Annotated in this window: 21 protein-coding genes; 8 read left to right on the top strand and 13 right to left on the bottom strand. The window is 52.7% G+C overall.

Annotated features, from left to right (window positions below):
* Positions 1-86 precede the first annotated feature (86 nt).
* From HK25_RS01970 to HK25_RS01940, 7 genes are all read right to left on the bottom strand, one after another.
* A complete protein-coding gene (locus HK25_RS01970; RefSeq protein ID WP_233127597.1) occupies positions 87-1,301 on the bottom strand; it encodes an acetyl-CoA C-acyltransferase in 1,215 nt (404 codons plus the stop codon).
* 432 nt (positions 1,302-1,733) lie between these two features.
* Positions 1,734-3,149 (bottom strand): cytosine permease, encoded by a 1,416-nt coding sequence (locus HK25_RS01965; protein ID WP_086553450.1) that lies wholly within the window; start codon positions 3,147-3,149, stop codon positions 1,734-1,736.
* Complete coding sequence (locus tag HK25_RS01960; protein WP_086553451.1) at positions 3,146-3,469, bottom strand: NIPSNAP family protein; 324 nt, start codon at positions 3,467-3,469, stop codon at positions 3,146-3,148. The genes HK25_RS01965 and HK25_RS01960 overlap by 4 nt, the downstream gene beginning before the upstream one ends.
* 8 nt (positions 3,470-3,477) lie before the next feature.
* Positions 3,478-4,950 (bottom strand): aldehyde dehydrogenase, encoded by a 1,473-nt coding sequence (locus tag HK25_RS01955; RefSeq protein ID WP_198945931.1) that lies wholly within the window; start codon positions 4,948-4,950, stop codon positions 3,478-3,480.
* 11 nt (positions 4,951-4,961) lie between these two features.
* Positions 4,962-5,999: an LLM class flavin-dependent oxidoreductase gene (locus HK25_RS01950; RefSeq protein WP_086553453.1), complete on the bottom strand. Its 1,038-nt coding sequence runs from the start codon at positions 5,997-5,999 to the stop codon at positions 4,962-4,964.
* A 66-nt stretch (positions 6,000-6,065) separates the two neighbouring features.
* Positions 6,066-6,890: an alpha/beta fold hydrolase gene (locus tag HK25_RS01945; protein ID WP_086553454.1), complete on the bottom strand. Its 825-nt coding sequence runs from the start codon at positions 6,888-6,890 to the stop codon at positions 6,066-6,068.
* Positions 6,883-7,470: an amino acid synthesis family protein gene (locus tag HK25_RS01940; RefSeq protein ID WP_086635166.1), complete on the bottom strand. Its 588-nt coding sequence runs from the start codon at positions 7,468-7,470 to the stop codon at positions 6,883-6,885. Before HK25_RS01940 ends, HK25_RS01945 begins: the two co-directional genes overlap by 8 nt.
* A 199-nt stretch (positions 7,471-7,669) precedes the next feature.
* On the opposite strand from HK25_RS01940, the gene HK25_RS01935 reads away from it, so the two are divergent.
* A complete protein-coding gene (locus tag HK25_RS01935) occupies positions 7,670-8,410 on the top strand; it encodes a GntR family transcriptional regulator (RefSeq protein WP_158092771.1) in 741 nt (246 codons plus the stop codon).
* 88 nt (positions 8,411-8,498) lie between these two features.
* Here HK25_RS01935 and glnT read toward each other — a convergent pair whose 3' ends face one another.
* The 6 genes from glnT to HK25_RS01905 all read right to left on the bottom strand — a co-directional run bounded on the left by glnT (position 8,499) and on the right by HK25_RS01905 (position 14,645).
* On the bottom strand, positions 8,499-9,815 hold the full coding sequence (gene glnT, locus HK25_RS01930; RefSeq protein WP_086553456.1) for a type III glutamate--ammonia ligase: 1,317 nt from the start codon (positions 9,813-9,815) through the stop codon (positions 8,499-8,501).
* 75 nt (positions 9,816-9,890) lie between these two features.
* Entirely contained in the window at positions 9,891-11,228 is a 1,338-nt protein-coding gene (locus HK25_RS01925) for an FMN-binding glutamate synthase family protein (RefSeq protein ID WP_086553457.1), read from the bottom strand.
* A gap of 7 nt (positions 11,229-11,235) precedes the next feature.
* Positions 11,236-11,931, bottom strand: coding sequence for a protein glxC (locus tag HK25_RS01920; protein WP_086635128.1), 696 nt, complete (start codon positions 11,929-11,931; stop codon positions 11,236-11,238).
* Entirely contained in the window at positions 11,928-12,824 is an 897-nt protein-coding gene (locus HK25_RS01915; protein WP_086635127.1) for a glutamine amidotransferase family protein, read from the bottom strand. Before HK25_RS01915 ends, HK25_RS01920 begins: the two co-directional genes overlap by 4 nt.
* Before the next feature lie 124 nt (positions 12,825-12,948).
* Positions 12,949-13,617 (bottom strand): XRE family transcriptional regulator, encoded by a 669-nt coding sequence (locus tag HK25_RS01910; protein ID WP_086635126.1) that lies wholly within the window; start codon positions 13,615-13,617, stop codon positions 12,949-12,951.
* 59 nt (positions 13,618-13,676) lie between these two features.
* On the bottom strand, positions 13,677-14,645 hold the full coding sequence (locus HK25_RS01905) for a LysR family transcriptional regulator (protein WP_086553493.1): 969 nt from the start codon (positions 14,643-14,645) through the stop codon (positions 13,677-13,679).
* Between the two features lie 81 nt (positions 14,646-14,726).
* Here HK25_RS01905 and HK25_RS01900 point away from each other — a divergent pair, with 81 nt between their 5' ends.
* From HK25_RS01900 to HK25_RS01870, 7 genes are read left to right on the top strand one after another with little or no spacing between them, the layout of a single operon-like run.
* Positions 14,727-15,986 (top strand): sarcosine oxidase subunit beta family protein, encoded by a 1,260-nt coding sequence (locus HK25_RS01900; protein WP_086553461.1) that lies wholly within the window; start codon positions 14,727-14,729, stop codon positions 15,984-15,986.
* 10 nt (positions 15,987-15,996) lie between these two features.
* On the top strand, positions 15,997-16,275 hold the full coding sequence (locus HK25_RS01895; protein WP_086553462.1) for a sarcosine oxidase subunit delta: 279 nt from the start codon (positions 15,997-15,999) through the stop codon (positions 16,273-16,275).
* Positions 16,272-19,286, top strand: a complete 3,015-nt coding sequence (locus tag HK25_RS01890; protein ID WP_086635125.1) for a sarcosine oxidase subunit alpha family protein — start codon at positions 16,272-16,274, stop codon at positions 19,284-19,286. The genes HK25_RS01895 and HK25_RS01890 overlap by 4 nt, the downstream gene beginning before the upstream one ends.
* The gene (locus HK25_RS01885) at positions 19,279-19,866 is read left to right on the top strand and encodes a sarcosine oxidase subunit gamma (protein ID WP_086553464.1); all 588 of its coding nucleotides are present in this window, start codon (positions 19,279-19,281) and stop codon (positions 19,864-19,866) included. The genes HK25_RS01890 and HK25_RS01885 overlap by 8 nt, the downstream gene beginning before the upstream one ends.
* Positions 19,863-20,741, top strand: a complete 879-nt coding sequence (purU, locus tag HK25_RS01880) for a formyltetrahydrofolate deformylase (protein ID WP_086553465.1) — start codon at positions 19,863-19,865, stop codon at positions 20,739-20,741. The genes HK25_RS01885 and purU overlap by 4 nt, the downstream gene beginning before the upstream one ends.
* Positions 20,741-21,637 carry a bifunctional 5,10-methylenetetrahydrofolate dehydrogenase/5,10-methenyltetrahydrofolate cyclohydrolase gene (locus tag HK25_RS01875; protein ID WP_233127593.1) on the top strand — a complete coding sequence of 299 codons (897 nt, stop codon included), beginning with the start codon at positions 20,741-20,743 and terminating at the stop codon, positions 21,635-21,637. Before purU ends, HK25_RS01875 begins: the two co-directional genes overlap by 1 nt.
* Positions 21,628-22,116: a flavin reductase gene (locus HK25_RS01870; protein WP_198943202.1), complete on the top strand. Its 489-nt coding sequence runs from the start codon at positions 21,628-21,630 to the stop codon at positions 22,114-22,116. Before HK25_RS01875 ends, HK25_RS01870 begins: the two co-directional genes overlap by 10 nt.
* Positions 22,117-22,426: the final 310 nt, after the last annotated feature.

Here is a 22,426-nt window from a genome sequence, read left to right as displayed (position 1 = left end):
CTGTCACACCAGTGACAGGGGCCAAACTACCCTGATTATAAAAAATCTTATCTGACTTCTGGTCATATTGCGCAGTTAGCAACTGATCAGACCCGCTCAAGCCCGACAGCAATTCCCTGCCCGTCATCAGTTTCTGTCGCTGCCAGAGCCAGTTTACCAGCCATCAAAGAAAGCTCTAAGGCAGCAGTGCCGACAAGTCTGGCACCTGACATGCCTGGCGAATGCCCCATAGCAATCGCGCCACCATTGGGGTTAACCCGCAAATCATCATCTGCGATCCCCATAACGCGCAATATCGCCAGCGCCTGAGAGGCAAATTCTTCATTAATTTCTAAAAGATCAAGCTCGGTAGGATTCCAGCCCAGCCGCTTCAGAAGTTTTTTTGCGGCACCAGCGCCGCCGGCTCCTCCCGCCCGGAGAGAAGCACCCGCAGCAACAGCTCCGGTTATGCGCGCCAGAGGGGTAAGAGCATATTTTTCTACAGCATGTTCTGACGCAATCAGTAAAGCACATGCACCATCACTTAAAGCTGCTGAGTTCCCTTCGGTAACGGTTGCGCCCTCGCAGCTGTTAACAGGTTTCAGCCCCGACAAAAAATCCTGACTGACCGGATGCGGCATTTCATCTTTGACGATGACATGAGCCCCCCCGCCTTTTTGTCGCACTGTGACAGATACTGTTTCTTTAAGCAGGCGCCCCGTTGTCTGTGCCACAGCTGCCTTAATCTGGCTTCTGACAGCAAAGCCGTCCTGATCCGCGCGGGGGATATGATAATGAAGAGCAACTTTATCAGCGGTAACAGAAGAAATAAAATCTCCGTACATCTGCCTGATTTTCGGATTAAGAAAACGCGAAGCCAGACTGATGTCGTGTTTTTCGCTGCGCGGAAATATAATATCTGCCTCCGGGAGCAAAAGAGCTGCACGGCTCATACTATCAACACCACCGGCAATAATCAGCTCAGCCTCTCCCGCCTTAATCGCCCGGGCTGCAGCCATGACAGCCTCCATCCCTGAGCCAGACAGCCGGTTCACTGTCGTGCCACTCACCTCCACAGGTAAACCTGCCAGCAGCAAAGCCAGGCGGGCAATATTACGGCTGCTTTCACCCGTCTGACTGGCACAGCCTGTAATCACATCATCAACGGCCGCCCAGTCGACTGTCTTATTACGAGCGGTAAGAGCTGCGAGCGGAACAGACGCAAGCTCATCAACTCTGACACAGGATAATGCGCCCCCAAAACATCCGACAGGTGTACGCACATAGTCACAAATAAAAGCCTGGGCCATCACATTATCCATCACACTTACACCAGAGGAGCACGTAGCTGTGTAAACAGCCCTTACCGGTGCCCCTGCACTATAGTAAAATCTATAATATAATTTTCAAAATAAATAACGAAAATAAAATTATAAATAAAACAACTATAAGTATTATTTATATAATTATTTATGTTAGTATAAACATAATTTTTTATAATTATTATTAAAAACAAGAACATTTTATTATTTTCTCTTGCGCATAAAATCAGGAGCGTAACAATAACGCACTCTGTCTGTTTGATTTTAATGCAGAGATATGCTGCGAGGTGAGAAGCTCTCAGGCCTCTGATACCCTCGGCCCTGATGGCCGAAAGCCTGAAAATATACGGCTGTGCACCAGGCTGATGAAACGCTGACAGGCCAGAGACAGCATGTTCCCTGACCCGTCAACTCAGGATAAAACCTGAAAAATTATGACAGCTGTGTTGCTGCCAGTCGCTCGCGCGCTTCACCGATGTGTTTACGTTTTAATGTAAGAAACACCAGAGCCGTTACCGGCGGTGCGATAAAGCAACCAATATCAATACCGTTAAAGAGATGTGCCAGCGGGCCAGAGAAAAACGCATTACTGGTCACTGGCAGCTGCACAACGACGCCCGCAAGAAAAGCCAGACAGGCAGGCACATCAAACAAACCGTAAATGCCGCCATCTGCACGGAAAAAGGAATCAATATCGTATGATCCTTTTTTAACAACATAAAAGTCGAGAATATTCACTGTCACCCAGGGGACCAGCACACTGAGCAAAGCAACCACGATATTAATAAAAGTAGAAACAATGTTTTTTTCAAACACAGTCGCTACAGTCAGGCAGCCTGTCAGCACAACAGCTGACATAATCACCCGGGCCATACGCTTAGGCTGCCACGAGGCAGAGAATGTCTGAATAATTGTAATCAGTGTGAGCACACCACCATACACATTCAGCGCATTATGACTGATAATATTAAGCACAAACAGACACAGCAGAACTGAACCAAGACTACCGCCAAGAGCAGCCACGGCTGACATCGGGTCAGACGACGCATAACTGCTTGCTGCCAGCACTGCCCCGAAAACAAATGTCACTGATGCACCAATAGCTGCACCGGCAAGGCTGGAAATAAAGGGACGTTTCAGCCCGACTGTCTCAGGAAGATAGCGTGAGTAATCAGACGTATAGCAGGCGTAAGATGTGTTCCAGACTAAAGCCGTGGAAAAGCATAGAAACCACCCGAAAAGATTGCATGGCCCGATTGTCCAGACCGTATCAGGCAGACTATGCACCGCCTCAACAAAAGCGATGAGGATAGCTGCCCCCATAAACCACATACCAACACGGTTGAGAAAATGAATGGTATTATAACCAAATATACCAATAGCAACCGCAGCAAGCGCTGCAATGGCTGCACCATAACCAGGGTCAATCTGCGGTATCAGACCATGCAGAGCCCGCCCGCCAAGAGCTGTATTGGATGTAAAAAACCCAAGATAGAGAAGAGAAGAAATTAAAACAATCAGCAAAGCACCATAGCGCCCAAACTGGCCACGGCTCTGAATCATCTGGGGCAGCCCCATACGTGGCCCCTGCGCTGAACAGGCTGCCAGAACACAGCCGCCCAGAAAATGCCCGCTGAAAATAGCACTGGCGACCCAGAATAACGACAAATGGGAGGTCACTGCGATTGAAGCCCCGGTTACAATCGGCAAAGGGGCAATGTTGGTTGTAAACCACAGGGTAAAAAGGTCTGAAACCCGGCCATGGCGTGCACTGAGTGGCACATAAGAGGCACTGTTTTCTTCGATAAGCGCACTGTTATCTGAAAGATCATGAGCTGCTTCGGTCATGACTTCACCTCACTTTCGAGAAAAGGCATGCCTTTCATAATCTTATTATCCATCGTCTCTATATGCGCCTGAAGACGTGGTATGAACGCCGCCCATTGCGGGTCTCGCGCCAGGGTATCCCGGCGCTTTTCACGGTCATCAAGAGAAGTAAAGGCCCATATATGAACAATCTGATTAAGCTGGCCTATTTCAGAAAAATAATAGCCGATAAGTGTTCCAAGATGTTTCTTCTGAATGGCAATGCCTTCTTCTGTTACATCTTTGATGTAAGCTGGTAGTGATCCGGTCCTGAGCCTGTAAGTCCGAATTTCATAAAACATGCTACACCTCACCTCATGACAAAGGGGTCACCGATTGGCTCATCCGATGTGTAGATCCACACTGATTTCGTACGAAGGTAGTCATAAATGGAGGCAACGCCTCCCTCCCGGCCGTAGCCGGTATCGCCGTACCCGCCAAAAGGCATAGAAGGAGCAATAACCCTGTAGGTATTGACCCAGACAATGCCTGCTCTGATACGTTTGACCATACGACTGGTACGACCAATATCACGCGTAAACAAACCCGATGCGAGACCGAAACGAGTTGAATTCGCCTGTGCAACTGCATCATCTTCATCATCGAACACGGAAACCGCCAGAACAGGACCAAAAAGCTCTTCTGTCAGGGCTGGTGCTGACGTGTTGCGACAATCAAGAATAGTGGGCAGATAGTAATTGCCCTTTTGTGGCATATCCTGCGGCACAGCCCCACCAGTAATCAGTGTGGCACCGGCTTCGAGGCTTTCTGCCACCACGCGCTCAATTTTATCGCGCTGCTGACGTGTCGCAAGGGGGCCCATCTCTGTCGCAAAATCTGACGGCACACCAATGCGAATACGCTTTGCTTTTTCGACAATGCGCGCCAGCAGGTCATCATAAACGCCACGCTGAATAAGCAGACGTGAACCCGCTACACAGCTTTGCCCGGTTGCTGCAAAAATACTGGCAATAATCGCATTAGCTGCACTGTCCAGGTCTGCATCATCAAAGACCATGACAGGAGATTTTCCACCCAGCTCAAGAGTCAGGTGAGCAAAGTTATCTGCTGTATTACGCACGACATGACGGGCTGTTTCTGGTCCGCCGGTAAAAGCTACGCGTGCCACCAGCGGGTGAGACGTCAGAACACGCCCGCACTCTGCACCAAAGCCGGTGATAATGTTAATAACACCGGGCGGAAAGCCTGCTTCATGCACCAGCTTTGCAAAAGCCAGAAGCGGTGCCGGGGCTTCTTCTGATGCTTTGAGCACAACCGTGCAGCCTGCTGCAATTGCGGGTGCAATTTTAACAGCTGAGAGAAAAAGCTGCGAGTTCCACGGGACAATAGCAGCAACAACCCCGATAGGCTCATTATGCGTTGTGGCATCCATGTCTTTTTTATCGACAGGAACCACACGCCCTTCAATTTTATCAGCAAGACCTGCAAAATATCTGTAATATTCAGCAACATAAGCAATCTGCGCTTTTGTCTCGCGCACAATTTTGCCGGTATCCTGCGTCTCCAGATCAGCAAGATCAGAAGCATGCTGCTCTATCAGGTCACCAAGGCGATAAAGCAGTTTGCCACGTGCCGCAGCGGTAAGACCACGCCAGGCCGCGTCATTTAACGCACGGTCAGCAGCTTTAACAGCCCGGTCGGTATCAGCCGTGCGGGCCTCTGGCATATTTGCCCAGACTTCACCGGTTGAAGGGTCAACACTGTCAAAGCGTGCCTCCCCATCTTCAAACCGCCCGTCAATATAATAATGAAACGTCTTCATCAGGTCAGCCCTTATGCTGCAAATGCAGGCATCACGTCGCGCACAAACCGCTCAAGAGAGGCTTTTTTGCGCTCGAACGGCATCAGGCTGTCAATCCAGAAGCTGAACTGGTCATAGCCCATTTTTTCATATCCGCGAATGCGCTCAATCACCTCATCAGGGGTGCCCACAACCAGATTTTTCTTCATATTCTCTGGTGTATAGCGAGGGTGAGAGGCAATATGCTCTTCGCTCAGTGCTTCGATAAAACCATTTTTAATCGGGGCTTTATTCTGAAACCATGATTCGAAATAACAATAGAATTTAGCAAGGTCTTTGACAGCTGCTTCTGTGTCTTTTTCATTTTCAGCCACATAACCATGCATCAGCAGCATAATGTCAGGGCGGGGCACATCGGGGCTGTTCTGACAGGCCTGGTTAAAACGCTCCATGAGCGATTCAACTTCTTCATCACCTGCGGCAAGCGGGGTCACCTGCACATTGCAGCCATTGGCCACGGCAAATGCATGAGAATTGGGGTCACGCGCGGCAACCCATACCGGCAGCTCGGACTGAACAGGTTTTGGCACTGACGTAGAAGAGGGGAAACGCCAGAATTCACCCTCATGCGTCACGTCACCTTTCCACAAAGCGGGCAGAAGCGGCACCATTTCGCGCATCTTTTTGCCGGCTTCCATAGCATCAAGACCGGGAGAGAGGCGTTCATATTCAAACTGGTAAGCACCGCGTGCAATGCCAAGGTCAAGCCGGCCCTGGCACGCAAGGTCAGCCAGAGCGGCCTCACCTGCCAGACGGAGCGGATGCCAGAAAGGCGCAACAACCGTGCCCGTACCCAGCCTTATACGCTTCGTTTTTGCACCAAGATAAGCAATATTAATAAAAGGGTTGGGTGCAATAGTGAACTCCATACAATGATGTTCACCAATCCACGCTGTTTCCATTCCGCCGTCTTCAGCGATTTTCACCAGCGTTTCGAGTTCGCTGAACAGCTCACTATGCGACTTTTCAGGAGCCGTGCGCTCCATATGCACAAAGAGTGAAAACTTCATAAACTCCAATCTCCTTAATGGGATTGCTCATTTTCGTCCGTCTTATGAAAAGAGGAGTATGTGCAATCAGTCAGTCATGGACGCGGCATCCACCTGAGCGAAAAATTGTGAAAGAACGGCATCGGTCGCAGCCGGAGAGATAAAGCTCATCATATGGCGCTCCCCTGGCAGAGAGACGGCGTAACCCTGCGGGGCAAGACGTGCCATAGCCTCTGACATAGCCGGGGTAGAATTCGGGTCGAACTCACCGGTCAGAAAACAGGCCGGCATAGCAAGATGTTTAAGACCAGCGGCATGCACCTCATCAGAAGTCGCAAAAAGTGCGTAACTTCTTGAATAGCCAACCGGATTAACCTGCTCCAAAGCCTGTTTGAGTGCCGTAAAGGCCTCTGTCGCCTCAGGAGCCGGCACATCACCAAACCAGCGCTTTAAGGTGACAGACACATCAAGGCGGGCCTCGCCACTATTGAGTTCGGCCAGTCGTTTCAGCACAGCCGCTTTCTGGGCTGCACTGCGCTGAAAAACTGCATTCATGGGCACAATACCCGCAGCACGCTCTGGTTTGGTCAGGGCATACTGCAATGTAACAAGCGCACCCATAGAATGGCCGACGATAATCGCCTTCTCAAACCCGTTTGCATCAAGCACACGATCGAGCTGAGTGGCGTAGTCCTCCAGCTTTGCCTTCTCAGGCGGCAGAGGACTTTCCCCATGACCAAGCATGTCATAGGCAACACAGCTCCGCTGACCGGCAAAAGCCTTCATCTGCGGAGCCCAGAAACGATGAGACATTCCTACTCCGTGGATGAACACCACAGGCAATGCACCCTGAACTTCAGACCGCTCTGCCTGACAGCATGTACCATCCTTAAGGAAGAATGTTTCAGCCATTTGTGCTGCCTAACTCTTTAAGATCAGCATAACGGTCACCGATACGATGATGCGGACGACCACCAATTGAAGCGCCAAGGGCGACAACGATCTCGTCAGGTGCCGGGCTGTCGTTAATAGCAAACTGAAGGGTCAGATAATGTGAGCGGCGGCCCTCATCAGCTTTATCCATCAGCGGAATAGAAATAGGGGCATTTGGCCCGCCACGTGTGTTGGTAAAGGCCAGGTATGACTTAGCACCAACAGCTGCGCGGAAATGATTGCCAAATCGTAACGTATGGATCAAAGCAGAAGCATGTTCAACTTCACCGGCAGTGCCCACAATGGCTGCTTTGCCATATGCCTCAACCGCATCACCGCTGCCTGCCATAGCAATGATCTCAGCAGTCAGCAGCTTGCCAAGCTCAGGGGCAATGGCATGAATTTCAGGTTTAAGGTCTTCAACATAACCACGGCCATGCCATGGGTTGGTCAGCACTGCAGCCGCACCGAACATCTGCAGTGGCTTTGGGGCAGAACGCCCGCCTTCGATAAAGGTCGTCTCTGAATAACGAACCACTTTGCGTAATGACAGCATTATCGCACTCCCCTGTGTTTTGATGACTGGCACCAGAATTCGTTACTGGTTCACAATAATATGGTATACCATAGTATCGACGATAAAAAAGCAACCTTCTTTGAGATATATTCGACTAAAATTTAGGAAAGCTGATAAATCACATAATCAACAGATTTATTTATGCTTTTCATAAGTAAATATGATAACCATGGCACCCGAAATGAATACAGAAACAGACCTCGCATTTGCGCCTCCCCCCTTGCCTGATGAGCCATTTATCAAGCCTGTGCCTCGCATTCAGCGCACATTACGCGAGATAGCAGCCGAGCATTTGCGCGAAGCCATTCTGCGCCTTGAGCTGCGTCCGGGTGACAGGCTTGTTGAAAGAACCCTTTGTGAAAAACTCAATGTGAGCAGATCAATTATCCGAGAGGTACTGCGTGAGCTTGAGGGAGAGGGGCTGGTCAGCAAAGATAATCGTGGCCCTATTGTCAGACAGCCCACCCGTGAGGAACTTGAACAGATTTATGAACTGCGTGCCCTGCTCGAAGGCACAGCCGCAGCACACTGCGCCAGCCGTGCCAGCACGACACAGATAAAAGAACTTTCAAAATTTCTGAAAAATATAGAAATTTCTTATAAAAAACAAAATTTCGTCTCGGTTATTGAGCAAACCGATTCTTTTTACCGGCAGATGTTTCTTGCCGCACAATGTGATGTTGCCTGGGAACTTGTGCAAAAACTCAAAGGGCGCATCAGTGTCTATCGTGCCATAACGATTGCTTCAGCCGACAGGCAGACAACGGGCCTGGCAGAAATGCATGCTATTTTAGAGGCTATTAAAAACAAAGATGCCGCAGCGGCCTCTCTCGCCTCCTCCCGGCATGTGCAGAGTGCGGGGCGCATTGCCCTCTCCAGACTCGGCCCGTCTTCTCCGCTGGCAAATAAGAAAAACCCCTGAAAATTACAAAAAAAAGCCGCCCCTGTTGCATAAACAAACAGAGACGGCCTTTTGTAATCTCAATAATTACGAAAACGTAACAAATAGATTAGCAGTCAAGCGTTACAGCTCTCTCCCACTCAGAGAGATGGCTGCAATGTGCATCCCACTCACCCTGTTTAAGCTGCAGGTAAGGGTCAACAACACCATCGCCAATAACACTGCGCAAACCTTTATCTGCATCGAGTGCGCGCATCGCATCAAGCAGGTTCAGAGGCAGTTTTTTCGCGTCTTTAACCAGGTGGCCTTCGGTATACATGTTGATATCGAGCGGCTCGCCGGGGTGGATCTTCTGCTCAATGCCATTCAGACCTGCTGCCAGCAAAGAAGCCTGAAGCAGATAAGGGTTAGCTGCACCATCTGGCAGACGCATTTCAAAACGACCTTTACCAGGTACGCGTACCATGTGCGTTCTGTTATCGCCCGAATAAGTGACTGAGTTAGGAGACCACGTTGCACCTGACACTGTGCGCGGTGCGTTAATACGCTTGTAGGAGTTTACAACCGGATTGAGGAACGCACACAGAGCATCCGCATGATGAATCAGGCCACCAACAAAGTGATATCCTTTATCAGACAAACCAAGTTTGTCATTCGCATCATAACAGACGTTTGTTTTACCATCCCACAATGAAATATGGGCGTGGCAGCCGCTGCCCGTCAGGTTCATAAAGGGCTTAGGCATAAAGGTTGCGCGCAGACCATGCTTTTCAGCGATGGAGCGGGCCATAAATTTAAAGAAGACATGACGGTCAGCCGTAATCAGGGCGTCGTCAAAAATCCAGTTCATTTCAAACTGGCCATTCGCGTCCTCATGGTCGTTCTGGTAGGGCTCCCAGCCGAGGTCGAGCATCGCGTCACAAATTTCTTTAATGACCTCATAACGGCGCATCAGTGCTGAAGCATCATAACAACACTTGGCTGCGTTATCGTGCTCGTCAGATACCGCTTTCCCGTCGGGGGTAACCAGAAAGAATTCACACTCTACGCCGGTTTTAACTGAAAAACCTGCATCGGCAGCGCGTTTGACCATGCGTTTAAGGGTGTTACGCGGCCCCTGGTCAATATACTCGCCGTGCATTTTCAGGTCAGAAGCCAGCCAGCCTACTTCGGGCTTCCATGGCAGCTGAATAAGTGTTGAAGCATCAGGCACAGCAACGAGGTCAGGGTCAGCGGGGGAGAGCACAAAGCTCGCAGCAAACCCGGCAAAACCTGCGCCGTTTTTTTGCATACCGGCAATAGCTGCAGCCGGCACCAGCTTTGCTCTCTGCACACCCAGAAGGTCTGTATAGGAAATCAGAAAATACTTAATTCCACGCTCAGCAGCGATCGAGGCAAGATCAGGAACGGTAGTGGTCTGAGACATGTCTTGAATCCTGTCAGTCATAACCTGAAAACAAAAAATCCCTGACGCGCATCAGCGCCAGGGATACGCTTTAAATCAAAAACCGCCTTTGCCAGGGTACCAGTCGGTGCCTGCCAGTGGGATTTTGGTCATAGCGGCGGCTTCCATCGTCAGAGAGACGAGGTCTTCCGGCTCAAGGTTATGAAGGTGGCTTTTGCCACAGGCACGAGCAATGGCCTGTGCTTCCATTGTCATCACTGACAGATAGTTCGCAATACGACGCCCGCCCAGAATGGGGTCAAGACGTGCGGCAAGCTCCGGGTCCTGCGTGGTGATGCCAGCCGGGTCACGGCCTTCCTGCCAGTCGTCATAAGCGCCGGGCACTGTGCCCAGTTTTGCATATTCAGCAGCAAGATCGGGGCTCTGATCGCCAAGAGCAATAAGAGCTGCCGTGCCAATAGCAACAGCATCAGCCCCCAGGGCCAGTGCTTTGGCCATGTCAGCACCGCTGCGGATACCACCTGAGACAATCAGCTGAACCTGACGGTGCAGGCCGAGGTCCTGCAATGCCTGAACGGCTGAACGGATAGCAGAGAGAATGGGCAGGCCGACATGCTCAATAAAGACTTCCTGCGTGGCAGCCGTGCCGCCCTGCATACCGTCAAGCACAATCACGTCTGCACCGGCTTTAACAGCCAGAGATACGTCATAATAAGGGCGGCTTGCACCAACCTTAACGTAAATCGGCTTTTCCCAGTTGGTGATTTCACGCAGCTCTTCGATCTTGATTTCAAGATCATCAGGGCCGGTCCAGTCAGGGTGACGGCAGGCTGAGCGCTGGTCAATACCTTCTGGCAGGTTACGCATTTTTGCAACGCGCGGAGAAATTTTCTGCCCCAGCAGCATACCGCCGCCGCCTGGTTTTGCCCCCTGCCCCACAACAACCTCAATCGCATCAGCACGACGCAGATCATCAGGGTTCATACCATAACGTGATGGCAGATACTGATAAACCAGTGTTGAGGAATGACCACGCTCTTCAGGTGTCATACCGCCGTCACCTGTGGTGGTTGATGTGCCAACAGCACTTGCACCACGGCCCAGAGCTTCTTTTGCCTGAGCGGACAATGCGCCGAAAGACATACCCGCAATAGTGACAGGTGTTTTCAGGCGAATTGGCTTTTTGGCAAAACGCGTGCCAAGCACAACATCTGTGTCACAGCGCTCACGGTAGCCTTCAAGCGGATAACGTGAAACAGACGCACCCAGAAACAGCAGATCATCAAAATGAGGCAGCTTACGCTTTGTGCCTGCACCACGAATATCATAAATACCCGTGGCAGCAGCGCGCTGGATTTCAGAAATGGTGTTAACGTCAAACGTTGCTGAAAAGCGTGGTGCTGTGCGCGGAGGAGAGTTTTTATTCTGTGACATTATAACCTCAGTAGGCTGAAGCGTTATCGACATTGAAGTTATACAGACGGCGGGCTGAGCCATAACGACGGAAGCTCTCAGCCGGATAGTCTGTAATGCCGGCTTCTTTCAGCAGGTCTTTCAGAATAGCCAGATCTTCATCTGTCATTTTCTTTTCTTCGCAGTCTGCACCAAGGCTTTTCACTGTGCCACGCACAAACAGACGGGCTTCATACAGGCTGTCACCCAGGGCTTCGCCCGCATCGCCACACACAACGAGATTGCCAGACTGCGCCATAAAGCCGCTCATATGCCCGACAGAACCGCGAACAACGATGCTGACACCTTTCATAGAAATACCGCAACGTGCACCGGCATCCCCGTCGATCACCAGCAGTCCGCCCTGTGCCGTTGCACCGGCAGCCATACTGGCGTTGCCTTCAACATGCACTGAACCGCTCATCATGTTTTCAGCAACACCCGGGCCGGCATTACCTTTAATGACAACATTAGCACGCTGGTTCATACCGGCTGCATAATAACCAGCCTGCCCGTCAATCGTGACATCAAGCGGTGCGGTCAGACCAACTGCCAGGGAATGGCGTCCTTCAGGGTGAAGGATAGTCCATGCGCCTGTTGCATCTTCTGACTGAAGGGTTGAGTTCAGGACACGAACGGTAGAGGTGTGCAGGTCAATAACCTGTTTTTCCAGGGTCGCGCTCATGCTGCATGCTCCCAGTGGTAAACGCGCTGTGGTTCAGGCTCAAAAACGGTTGCTTTTTCAATACCTGGCAGACCGGCAAAAGCACGATATTCAGAGGCAAAAGCAACGTAATCTTCTGTCTCAGCCATAACAGCAGGCTTACAGGCGACCGGGTCGCGCAGCACAGCAAAACCATCACGTGTGCCAACCACAAAAGTGTAAAAACCATCGAGGTCAGAAAGAGAAGCTGTCAGTGCTTCGTCAAGGCGTTCACCTTTTGACAGACGCCATGAAAGATAACCGGCTGCAACTTCTGAGTCGTTTTCGGTTTCAAAGCTCAGGCCATCACGCACCAGCTGACGACGCAGGGTGTTGTGGTTTGACAGTGAGCCATTATGCACCAGACACTGGTCAGGGCCGGTTGAGAACGGATGCGCACCAGCCGTTGTAACAGCTGATTCAGTTGCCATACGTGTGTGACCAATAGCATGAGTGCCGGTCATTTCTGAAAGACCGAAGCGTGCTGCCACATCTTCAGGCAGACCAACGCCTTTATACAGCTCAATGCTGTCACCGCTGGAGACAAACACAACACCGTGGCCAAAACCTTCAACAAAGGCGCGCACAGCTGGCTCAGCCTCGTCAGAGCAGGTGATAATGGCGTGGTCGTCACGAAAAACAAAAGTTGCTTTTTGTGAAACTGCAAGAACACCAGCCTCAAAATCCTTACGCTGGCTTTCTTCAAGGCCGCGTACCGTAATTTTAGACTGACCATGCTGTGCACCACCATAAACAGCAAAACCTGCGCTGTCGGGGCCACGTTCTGTCATGGTTTTAAGCATCTGCGCTGTCAGAGCGCCGAGCTGAGGCTGAAGCCTGGGATTTTTAAGAAATAATCCAACAATGCCGCACATCGTACTTCTCCGCGACGAAAGGAAATGATGACCTTATAAAGCTCACCATCCTCTCCATAAGTCAACGGAAAAGAATATTACTTTCTTCTTAGGAAAGTCTTCTGAGGTCGGTATATGCCGCCTCTCACTCGTTTTCTGTGTCGCGGGGATAAATGATAATAGACAGGTAACGCATTGGTTTTTCTAATAATTCTTCAGGTCCATGTGGTGCCTGACTATCAAAAAGAAGTGTATCACCGGCTGACATGTCATATCGTTCATCTCCGTGACGGTAGATGACTCGCCCGCTCAGCATGTAAATCAGTTCGACTCCGTTATGACGGAAACTGCTATACGGCTTTGCCTCTTCGTGCAGGGTAATCATATAAGGCTCAACCACGTTTGGCCCGCCCAGCAAATGACCTAACAGCTCATATTCGTGCCCGGCTTTTGTGCCGCGCCGCTCTATCACCACACCCCGGCCTGCTTTGACAAAAGAGCAGTCACGCTGCTCCTCAAACGTTGCAAAAAGCTGACTCAGCTGCACATTCAGCGCACGGCACACAGCCTGAAGCGTTGCCAGAGAGGGTGAAATCTGCCCGTTTTCAATTTTTGACAACATACCAAGAGAAATGCCCGCAGCACTGGCCAGGTCTGCCCCTGTCAGCTCGAGCTTGCGGCGCATCAGCCTGATCTGCGCACCCAGCGATTCCTCAAGCGTCAGCTCCCGTATCGGGGCTGCGGTAGACCCTGTTTGCAGGTCTTCAGATGCTGCATCCTGCTCGGCAGCAAATACTGTGCGCGGTCCGGCCAAAACACTTACTCCATATTGTATAAAAAATGCTGCATAAAACAGCAGATTCCGCCATTTTCTCAGGTCAGTACAGTCATCTCATCAGCAAACGCGGCAAAACGCTGCCTTAACAGGGGCAGGCACTCCTCTTTCAGCACAGCACGCAGAGTCTCGGCAAAATCGAGCGGCAGGCGGCCAAATTCACGACGACGCGCCACAAGCGTTAACCGCCGGCGAAAGGCCCCCAGAGGCAGCGGGTGCACTGCCAGCCCCATACCAGGCTCGTAGCCTGCCTCGCTCAGGCAAAGCGGTGTCGAAATTGCCACCCCGCCATTGCGACACCCGGCCAGCACACCCTGTGGCAGATCGAACTCCTGCCCGGCGGGCAGTTCAATACGCACACGCCGCAAAAACCGTTCAATCTCAGCACCTGAGCGCGACCGCAGGGTAAAACGAATAAACGGCAGTGATGTCAGTGTTTTTTCAAGTTCATCGCGGTTTTTTGGCGCTTTAACTGTGTCAGGGCAGACCAGAAAATAAGGCTCCTCAAACAGGGGCCAGCGCTCAAGCCCTGCGACATCCTCAAGGTCATCAACACCCAGGATAAAATCGATTTTACGCGTCAGCAGTGCTGTTGCATGAGATTCGGTCAGCCCGGCCAGCACCACAAGATGCTCAACCCGCCCGTGCATAAAAGACGCCGTCTCCTGCATCACAGCGCGCGAGAGAGAATCGACAATACCAATACGCAGATGCGACACACGCCCGCGCTGCATTTCACGCAGGCGGCCTGAAATCTGTGCCATGTCAGAAATAAGATTTTCAGCAAACTGTCGTAACACTGTGCCGGCCGCGGTCAGCGCCAGTGGTCGCACAGCGCGGTCAAACAGGACAGAGCCTATGCCGGCCTCAAGGTCAGCAATGGTTTGTGACACGGCCGGCTGCGTGATACCAAGATGGCGACCTGCCGCAGCCATACTGCCATTTTCACAAACAGCAAGAAACGCCCGAAGCGCATTAACATCGAAGGGAAGAGGTTTGATTGCCATACTCACACCATAAGTAATATTTATACTATCGCCAGCTATGGCCACCTTATGCTGACCTCATTAACCGGATGAAGAGTCAAAATGTCCAGTAAGCATTACTCACTTTTTTCTCTTTTGCGTGAAACCCTTCGCGGTAATACAGGCTGGAAACCGGCCTGGCGCAAAGCATCTCCTCAATCCTCCTACGATGTCGTCATCGTGGGCGGTGGCGGGCATGGTCTGGCGACAGCCTACTACCTTGCAAAACGCTACGGCATGCGCCGTATCGCCGTGGTGGAGAAAGGCTGGATTGGCGGCGGCAATGTAGGGCGCAATACAACTATTGTGCGCTCGAACTATCTGCTGCCAGGCAATGTGCCTTTCTATGAATGCGCCATGAAGCTGTGGGAAGGGCTCGAGCAGGATATCAATTATAACGCGATGGTCAGCCAGCGCGGTATCCTCAACCTCTTCCATAATGATGCGCAGCGTAATGCCTATATCCGGCGCGGCAACTCCATGCGCCTGCACGGAGTTGATGCAGACATACTCGACGCGGCGGCTGTCAGAGAGAAACTGCCTTTTCTCAATTTTGATAATGCACGCTTTCCCATTCAGGGTGGCCTGCTGCAACAGCGCGGCGGCACGGTGCGGCATGATGCCGTCGCCTGGGGCTATGCCCGTGCTGCTGACCAGCTCGGTGTAGACATTATTGAAAACTGCGAAGTGACCGGTATCCGCATCGAAAACGGGCGCACAACCGGGGTTGAGACCTCACGCGGGTTTATTGGTGCAGGTAAGGTTGGCCTCGCCTGTGCAGGTAACTCCTCACGCGTGGCTGCTATGGCCGGGCTGCGCCTGCCGATCGAAAGCCACGTTCTCCAGGCGTTTGTCAGTGAGGGACTGAAGCCCTTTATCGACTGTGTGGTCACCTTTGGTGCCGGTCATTTTTATGTCAGTCAGTCTGACAAAGGTGGCCTGGTGTTTGGTGGTGATATTGACGGCTATAACTCCTACGCTCAGCGCGGCAACCTGCCTGTGGTTGAGGATGTTATCTCCGGCGGCATGGCCCTTATGCCCCGCATCGGGCGTGTGCGCCTGCTGCGCCACTGGGGCGGACTGATGGATATGTCGATGGATGGCAGCCCCATCATCGACAAAACGCCTGTCGAACAGCTCTATCTTAATGCCGGCTGGTGCTATGGTGGCTTTAAGGCCACCCCGGCATCAGGGCTGTGCTTTGCACACCTCCTCGCGCGTGATGAACCGCATGAGGTCGCCACCGCCTTCCGTCTCGACCGTTTTGGTCGTGGCGCGGTTATTGACGAAAAAGGTATGGGCGCACAGCCCAACCTGCACTGAGGTTCTCGCCATGCGTATCACCTGCCCTCATTGCGGCTCACGCGGTCTGGAAGAATTCACCTACCGAGGTGATGCCACCGTGCGCCGCCCTGCACCCGACGCCCCTCATGACGCCTGGGTTGACTATGTGTACCTGCGCGACAACCCCGCCGGCCTGCACAAAGAGCTCTGGTATCATGGTAATGGCTGCCGCTCCTGGATTGTGGCTGAGCGTAACACCATCACGCATGAGATTCACAGCACGAGGCTGGCCACCGAGGCTCTGTCAGAAGAGAAGTCCGGATCATGAACACTCCCTCAAAGCTTTCCCCGCCAAAGCGCACACGCGCGAACGGGGTCGATACGAGCAAAGCGCTCACCTTCACGTTTGATGGCCGCGCCTATACGGCTTATGAAGGAGACACCCTGGCCTCAGCCCTGCTGGCAAATAATGTCAGGCTGACAGGCCGGTCATTTAAATATCACCGCCCGCGTGGCATTCTCTCTGCCGGGCCGGAAGAGCCAAATGCTCTGATGGAACTGCGTACCGGCGCACGCCGCGAGCCCAACAGCCGCGCTACGGTGACTGAAGTTTTTCATGGTCTTTCAGCTGCCAGCCAGAACCGCTGGCCCAGCCTGGCGTTTGATGCGCTGGGGGTAAACGGCCTGCTCTCACCTGTTTTCACCGCAGGGTTTTACTATAAAACCTTTATGTGGCCGGCCTGCTTCTGGGAAAAAGTCTACGAGCCCATGATCCGCAATGCGGCTGGTCTTGGCCGTGCTGCCAAAGAAGCAGACCCCGACCACTATGAACAGGCTAATGCTTTTTGCGATGTGCTGGTTGTGGGCAGCGGCCCGGCCGGTCTTGCCGCAGCTCTGAGCGCTGCTGAAACCGGTGCACGGGTTATTCTGTGCGAGCAGGATTATCTGACCGGCGGCCGCCTGCGCGCAGAAAATATTACACTTGATAACAAACCCGCATGGCAGTGGGGCGAAGAGGTGACTGCGCGTCTGCGCGCTATGCCCAACGTGCGCCTTATGACCCGCAGCTGTGTGTTTGGCCGCTATGACGGCGGCACATTCGGTGTGATCGAACGCGTTGCAGACCACCTGCCTCAGCCAGAAGAAAACCAGCCCCGCCAGCGCTACTGGCGCATTGTGGCAAAACAGTGTGTTGTGGCCACCGGGGCTATTGAACGCCCTGTCGTGTTCCCCAACAATGACCGCCCCGGCGTGATGCTTGCCGGTTCTGTCCGCACCTATATTAACCGCTATGGTGTAGCACCCGGCCGCAAAGCTGTAATCTATACCAACAATGATGACGGCCTGCGCACCGTTACCGACCTTTACCAGGCCGGTGCTGACATTGTGGCTATTGTTGATGCCCGCCCTGTGCCCTCACCTCTCGCACAAAGCCTGGCACAGCAAACAGGGGCTTTCCTCTTCCCTGGCGGGCGCATCAGCAACACGCTGGGTCGCCTTGGTGTTGCGGCTGCCGTTATTGGTAACAAAGCCGGCAAAGACCAGCGCTTTGCCTGTGACCTGATTGCTGTCTCCGGCGGGTGGAACCCCGACCTGGCGCTGACAACGCATCATGGCACACGCCCTGTCTATAATGAGCAGATCGCTGCTTTTGTGCCCTCCATTAAAGCACACGACCTGCATATTGCAGGTATGGTAGCCGGCACACTCACCACGCGTGACACCCTGCATGAAGGGGCCGAAGCTGGCCGCAAGGCTGCTGCTGCCTGTGGGTTTGACAGTGCGGGTACAACTGAACTGCCCTCTGCCGGAGTGGATGAGACCTATGCCATTCACCCCACCTGGTCAGGTATTGATCAGACCGTGCCGCAAAAAGCTGGTAAAGCATTCATCGATTTTCAGAATGATGTGACCGCTAAAGACGTTAAACAGGCCGCGCAGGAAGGGTTCCGCTCTGTTGAGCACCTGAAACGTTACACCACACTGGGTATGGCAACCGATCAGGGTAAAACCTCGAATGTAAACGCCCTGGCAATGCTGGCTGAGTTTACTGACCGGACTATTCCTGAAACCGGCACAACCCTCATCAGGCCGCCGGCACAGCCCGTCACCCTGGGGGCTATTGCCGGCCCCAACCGTGAAAAGCACTTTAAACCCACCCGCCTGCCCCCCACCCACCAGTGGGCAACGGAGCAGAATGCTGTCTTTACCTCTAACGGGCTGTGGCAGCGTGCGCAGTGGTATCCACGCGCGGGGGAAACGCACTGGCTTGAAACGGTAAACCGTGAAGTCAACACTGTGCGTAATGCCGTCGGGTTTTGTGATGTTACGACTTTAGGTAAAATTGACATTCAGGGGCCTGATGCAGCCAGCTTCCTTGAGAAGCTTTATGTTAATGCCTGGCAGAAACTGGCCGTTGGCCGGGCCCGCTATGGCCTGATGCTCAGGGAAGATGGTTTTGCCTTTGATGACGGCACAACTGCACGCCTCAGCCCCACCCATTATGTCATGACCACAACCACCGCCAATGCCGGCCCTGCTATGCAGCACCTTGAGTTCTGCCATCAGGTGCTCTGGCCTGAGCTGGATGTGCAGTTTATCTCAGTGACAGACGAATGGGCACAGATTGCTATAGCCGGCCCGAACTCACGCGAGGTTATCCGCCAGCTGGTCGACCCCGCGTTTGACATCTCCAACGAAGCGTTTGGCTATATGGCCGCAGCAGAAATAACCATCTGCGGCGGGCAGCAGGCCAGGCTGTTCAGGCTCTCTTTCTCCGGTGAGCTGGCCTATGAGCTGGCAGTGCCCGCACGCTTTGGCGATGCGCTGGCCCGCAGGCTGATGGAAGTGGGTGCCCCTTATGGCATTGCCCCCTATGGCACAGAGGCCCTGGGTGTGATGCGTATTGAAAAAGGCCACCCTGCCGGGCCTGAACTCAATGGCCAGACCACAGCTCATGACCTTGGTATGGGGCGTATGCTCTCATCCAAAAAAGAGTTTATTGGCAAAGCCATGGCGGCCCGCCCTGCACTGACAGACCCACGACGCCCCACACTGGTTGGCCTGCGCCCTGTTGTCGCAACAGACGCACTGGTAGCAGGCTCGCACCTGCTGCCAAAAGGCAGCCCTGCCAGTGCAGAATACGACCAGGGGTGGATCTCCTCCTCCGCATGGTCGCCCACCTGCAACAGCTGGATCGCTCTGGGCTTCCTGTCTGAAGGGCCTTCGCGCCATGGTGAGATTATTGCCGTGCACAACCCGCTGAGTGGCACTGTCACAGAAGCGGAAATTGTCTCTCCTGTTTTTGTTGACCCCGAAGGGAAGCGTCTCCATGCCTGATCGTCTTCTTGCTACTTCGGCTCTGCCTCAGGAGGCTTACAGGGTCAACGGGATGATGCTCTCCCTCGCGCCACAGCGGGTGACGGTCAGCATCGGCCCGTTTGCCGGCCGCCTGGGTGAGCTGAACGCCGCCCTGAAAAAAGCCTTTAAGGTTACTCTGCCTGAAGACTTTATAACTGTTGCCGGCCCTGATGGCCTGTTATTTACCCGCGCAGCCCATAACCAGTGGCTGTGCAGCGCCCCTGAGGGGACAGACCTGCTGGCCACGCTCAGCACGGCCTGTCAGTCACTTGCCGCCCTGACAAACCAGAGCGACAGCCGCGTTACCCTGACCCTCTCAGGTAAAGGGGCAGAGAGCATTGTGGCCAAACTGGTCGCACTCGATCTGCACCCTTCAGTTTTCGTACCAGGACAAACTGCCCTGACCCTCGCCGGGCATGTGCCGGTCATTCTGACCCGTCATACAGACGCGACTGCATACGACTTTACCGTTTTTCGCAGCCTGGCACAGAGCCTTCACCATGACATTTTTGCCGCTATGAACGGTGGCATCCCGACTTCGGAACGAGTGTGTCCATGATTCGCTTTTCCCATACCAACTTCACCTTCATCCTCACTCTCAGCTGCCCTAACCGGCCTGGTATTGTTGCTGCCATCAGCAAAAAGCTGTTTGATATAGGCGGCAATATCACCGAAGCCCAGCAGTTCGACTATACTGAAGGCGGGCAGTTCTTCATGCGTATTGTCTTTGACATTCCAAAGTCAGAGACAATTCAGAACAGCATTGAAGCCGAAATGGCACCTTTGTCAGAAACATTCAAAATGGAATGGACCCTGACAAATATGGACAAGCCCCAGAAGGTGCTTATCCTCGTCTCTAAATTCGACCACTGCCTGGTTGACCTGCTGTATCGCTGGCGCATCGGGGAGCTGGCCATTGAGCCGGTTGGCATTATCTCAAACCATCCGCTCGAGACCTATAAAGATATCGAGTTTTATGGTGTGCCTTTCCATCATCTGCCGATCACAAAAGACACCAAGGCGGAGCAGGAAGCACGCATCTGGGATATTTTCGAGAAAAGCGGCGCTGAGCTGGCTATTCTGGCACGCTATATGCAAATTCTCTCCAACGAGTTTTCTGCAAAGCTGTCGGGTAAATGCATTAACATTCACCACTCTTTCCTGCCTGGCTTTAAGGGCGCACGCCCCTACCACCAGGCATTTGAGCGCGGCGTGAAGCTGATCGGAGCCACGGCCCACTACGTTACCAGTGACCTCGATGAAGGCCCGATTATTGAGCAGGATGTTGAGCGTATCTCTCATGCTGACACGCCAGACGACCTTATTCGTAAAGGGCGTGATATTGAGCGGCGTGTGCTGGCCCGTGCAGTGCGTTCACATATTGAGCGGCGTTCGCTCATTAACGGTAAAAAAACCATCGTTTTTAACGACTGATGAACATGATCACTCCCCTGGCCCCGACCATCATTGATGGTAAAGCCGAAGCCGCTGCGCTGACGCAGCAGGTTGCAGCCGAGACCCTGGCTCTGCGGAGCCAGGGGGTTATTCCCGGTCTTGCTGTGGTTCTTGTCGGAAGCGACCCTGCAAGCGCCATTTATGTGCGCAGCAAAGTGCGCAAAACAGAAGCTGCCGGCATGAAGTCTTTCAGCCACACCCTGCCTGCTGAGACAAACGAGGAAGAGCTTCTGACCCTCATCAGGCAACTGAATGCTGACCCTGAAGTGCACGGTATTCTGGTGCAGCTGCCCCTGCCCGCACATATTAACCGCGATGCCGTGCTCGACACGATCTCTCCTGATAAAGATGTAGACGGCTTTCACACCGTTAATGCGGGCAAACTCGCTGTTGGCCGCACAAACGGGCTTATTCCGTGCACACCGGCAGGATGCCTCATCCTTCTTAAGCGGGTCATCTCCTCTTTTGCCGGGCTGCATGCCGTTATTATCGGGTGCTCTAACATTGTGGGGCGCCCCATGGGGCGGCTGCTGCTCAATGAAGGGTGCACCGTGGTCATGACACATCTAAAAACACGGGATGTCGCAGCAGAGGCAAGGCGGGCCGATATTCTGGTTGTTGCCGCAGGCCACGCACATCTGGTGCGTAAAGACTGGGTAAAACCTGGTGCCGTGGTAATTGATGTGGGCATTAACCGCATTGACACCCCCGATGGCCCTAAAATTACCGGTGATGTTGCCTTTGATGAAGTAGCCGGGCATGCTGCAGCCATCACACCCGTACCAGGTGGCGTTGGCCCTATGACCATCGCCTGCCTGCTTAAAAACACCTTACAGGCTGCCAGAGCCCTTACAGACAAGGAGGCATCATCATGACAGAACAGGCGCTCTTTCGTGAAGCTATGTCACATGTTGGCGCAGCCGTCAGCATTATCACCACTGACGGCGAAGCTGGCAGAGCCGGCATGACGGTCTCTGCCGTATGCTCAGTCACTGACACACCCCCCACTCTGCTGGTGTGCATTAACCGCAACAGCCGCTCGCATCAGACATTTGTTCAGAATGGTGTCATTTGCGTGAATGTGCTCAACACCACGCACCAGGAACTCTCGGGCCTGTTTGCCAGCAAGGCAGATCAGGAAACCCGTTTTGCTCACACAACCTGGCATACAGGTAAAACTGGCGCACCGGTGCTTGAGGATTCAGTTGTTTCCTTTGACTGCACTATCGACAGTATTTCAGAAATCGGCACGCACAGCGTTCTTTTCTGCAAAGTTAAAGACATTACTATCAAAGCTGACTGTAAGGCTCTGGTCTATTTCCGCCGGGAATACCACGCCCTGGGTGCAGCCTGAACAACACTGAAAGCTCCGCCATCAGCTGGTGGAGCTTTTATGTTTGTACGTTATTTGCACACCATTAATCTTCTGATGGTCTTATATTTTTTACCACGTAATCAGAAGAGTGTTTCTAAAACCTCCCCTCACTAAGTTGTGACTTTCAGGAAACAGTTCCTCTTTTTTTTGTTAAAATAAACAAAACTGCAACCTCTGCCATTGTCGCAGCACCTCATGTCTGCCAGTTACGCATCTGTAAAATATAACTAGGCTCAGGACTCATTCTTTGAGATAGAAGATGAAGCTTGCAGCGATATGGATTGCGGAC

Source organism: Acetobacter sp. DsW_059 (assembly GCF_002153695.1).
GTDB classification, from domain to species: domain Bacteria; phylum Pseudomonadota; class Alphaproteobacteria; order Acetobacterales; family Acetobacteraceae; genus Acetobacter; species Acetobacter thailandicus.
This window is presented reverse-complemented; position numbering and strand designations above follow the sequence as displayed.